3 protein-coding genes and 1 pseudogene are annotated in these 2,567 nt (G+C 70.7%); all 4 read left to right on the forward strand.

Annotated features, from left to right (window positions below; genetic code table 11):
* Positions 1 to 514 (forward strand): flavin reductase family protein (locus tag RH94_RS43430; protein ID WP_234425783.1); only part of this gene is annotated, 514 nt, incomplete at its 5' end.
* Between the two features lie 121 nt (positions 515 to 635).
* Positions 636 to 1,607 (forward strand): ABC transporter substrate-binding protein, encoded by a 972-nt coding sequence (locus RH94_RS14960; RefSeq protein WP_073948092.1) that lies wholly within the window; start codon positions 636 to 638, stop codon positions 1,605 to 1,607.
* Positions 1,604 to 2,377 carry an ABC transporter permease gene (locus RH94_RS14965; protein WP_073948093.1) on the forward strand — a complete coding sequence of 258 codons (774 nt, stop codon included), beginning with the start codon at positions 1,604 to 1,606 and terminating at the stop codon, positions 2,375 to 2,377. The genes RH94_RS14960 and RH94_RS14965 overlap by 4 nt, the downstream gene beginning before the upstream one ends.
* Positions 2,374 to 2,567 (forward strand): annotated as a pseudogene (locus tag RH94_RS43435) (ABC transporter permease); the annotation flags it as partial. The gene RH94_RS14965 and the pseudogene RH94_RS43435, both read left to right, overlap by 4 nt.

Here is a 2,567-nt window from a genome sequence, read left to right on the forward strand (position 1 = left end):
CGGGCGGACCCGCAACTCCATGGCGTTCACCGAGGAGTTGACGCGGTACGAGGAGCGGGTCACGTTCGCCCCGCAGGACGAGACCGGACTGCTCGACCTAGGCTCCGCGCTCGACGGCCTGCCCGGCGGCACGCTCGTCTACTGCTGCGGGCCCGGCCCGCTGCTCGACGCGGTGCGGGAGCGGTGCCCGGCCGGGGTGCTGCGTTTCGAGCGGTTCCAGGTGGCGAAGCAACCGACCGGTGGTGACACCGGGTTCGAGGTGGTTCTGGTACAGAGCGGGCGCACGCTCACCGTCCCCGCGGGCGTCTCCGTGCTCGACGCCGTGCGCGCCGCCGGCGTCGAGGTGCTCTACTCCTGCACCGAGGGCACCTGCGGCACCTGCGAGACCGACGTCCTCGAAGGCACTCCGGACCACCGGGACTCGGTCCTCAGCGACGAGGAGCGGGAAAGCGGCGAGACGATGATGATCTGCGTGTCCCGGTGCCGGGGGCGGCGGCTCGTCCTTGATCTGTGAGGGTTCAACCATGTTGTCGGGCAAAGCATTGACCCCGCCGGACGGCCGGGCCTAACGTCCCGCTCAGCACACCTGCCTGTCGCAACACCGTCGTCCGCACAGCGACTGCACAGGGAGAACGATGCGCCGTCTGCTTTCCGGCCTCACGGCCGGCACCCTCTTATTCGCCGCGGCGGCCTGTGGCTCGTCCGGTGGGTCGGACGCCCCGAACGCGAGCGAGTCGTCCGGCAAGGTCACCACGGTCGAGGTGGGCGTCATCCCCATTCTCGACGTGGCTCCCCTCTACCTGGGACAGAAGAAGGGGTTCTACGAACAGCACGGCCTGAAGCTGACCATGACCACCGCGCAGGGCGGCGCGGCGATCGTGCCCGGTGTGGTCAGCGGGCAGTTCCAGTTCGGGTTCTCCAACATGACCTCGTTGATGATCGCCCAGACCGGCGGTGTCCCGGTCAAGGCGGTGGTCAACGGCGTCAACTCCACCGGTGTCCAGGGCGAGGACTTCGGTGCCGTCGTGGTGAGGAAGGACAGCCCGATCACGTCGGCGAAGGAACTGGAGGGCAAGAAGGTCGCCCTCAACACGCTGAGGAACATCAACGAGACGGCGGTGCGCGAGTCCGTGCGCAAGGCGGGCGGCGACCCGGACGAGGTGCACATGGTCGAGCTCGCCTTCGACCAGATGCCGGCCGCCCTCGACCAGGGCCGGATCGACGCGGCGATGGTCGTCGAGCCCGCCCTCGCCACGGTCCTCAGCCAGGGCGGCCGCGAGATCGCCTCCTCTCTCGTGGACGTCGCCGAGAACCTCACCGTGGCCATGTACTTCACCTCCGCGCAGTACGAGAAGCAGCACCCGGACGTGGTCGAGAAGTTCCGGGAGGCCACCGCGCAGTCCCTCGCCTACGCGGACGGCCACCCGGACGAGGTCCGGCAGATCGTCACCACGTACACCAGGATCCCCGCGGACGTGCTGGCGAGGACGACCTTCCCGAAGTGGCCGGCCGAGCCGAACCGTGCCTCGATCGAGGCACTGGCGGAACTCGGCGAACAGGACGGTCTGTTCAAGAAGGCGCCCGACCTCGACGCACTGCTGCCGTGAGAGCCTCCCACGCCGCACTCGGCGGCGCCGGGCTCGCGGCCTTCCTCGCCCTGGGCGAGGCGGTGCCGCGGCTCGGCCTGGTCGAGGAGGCCTACTTCCCGCCGACCAGCCGTATCGCGGACGCGCTCGCCGGTGAACTCGGCGACAGGGCTTTCTGGGCGGCGCTCGGCGACACGCTCACCGGCTGGGCGCTGGGACTGGCCGTCGCGGTGGGCGCGGGGATCCTGGCCGGGGTCCTCGTCTCCGTCGTCCCGTATCTGCGCCGGGCCACGGCGTCGACCATCGAGTTCCTGCGCCCCATCCCCTCGGTCGCGCTGATCCCGCTCGCCGTGCTGCTGTACGGCACGGAGCTGCGGTCCGTTCTCCTCCTCGTCGTGTACGCCTCCTTCTGGCAGGTGCTGATCCAGGTGATCCACGGCGTCCAGGACGTCGACCCGATCGCGGAGGACACCGCCCGGTCCTACGGCCTGGGCACCTGGGCGCGGATCCGGCACGTGCTGTGGCCCACCGCGCTGCCGTACGTCATGACCGGGGTGCGGCTGGCCGCCGCCGTCGCGCTGATCCTCGCCGTGACCGCCGAACTCGTCATCGGGGCGCCCGGGTTGGGGGCCCGCATCGCCGTGGCGCAGACCTCGCAGGCGGTGCCCGAGATGTACGCGCTGATCGTGGTGACCGGACTGCTGGGGCTGCTGATCAACGTGGGCGCGCGGTCGGTGGAGCGGCGGGCGCTGGCCTGGCACCAGTCGGTGCGCGGGGAGGTGGCGGTGTGAGGAGTGTGCTGCTGCGGCTGTTCCTCGCACTCGCGCTGCCCGCCGTGCTGGCCGCCGTGTGGTGGGTGGCCTCCGACGGCAGTACGAACGTGTACTGGCCGCCGCTGCGGACGATCCTGCGCACCTTCCCCGACGTCTGGACCGGCGACCGGCTGCGCACCGACCTGCTGCCCAGCGTGCTGCGGCTCGC

The organism is Streptomyces kebangsaanensis, from assembly GCF_001906585.1.
Classification (GTDB): domain Bacteria; phylum Actinomycetota; class Actinomycetes; order Streptomycetales; family Streptomycetaceae; genus Streptomyces; species Streptomyces kebangsaanensis.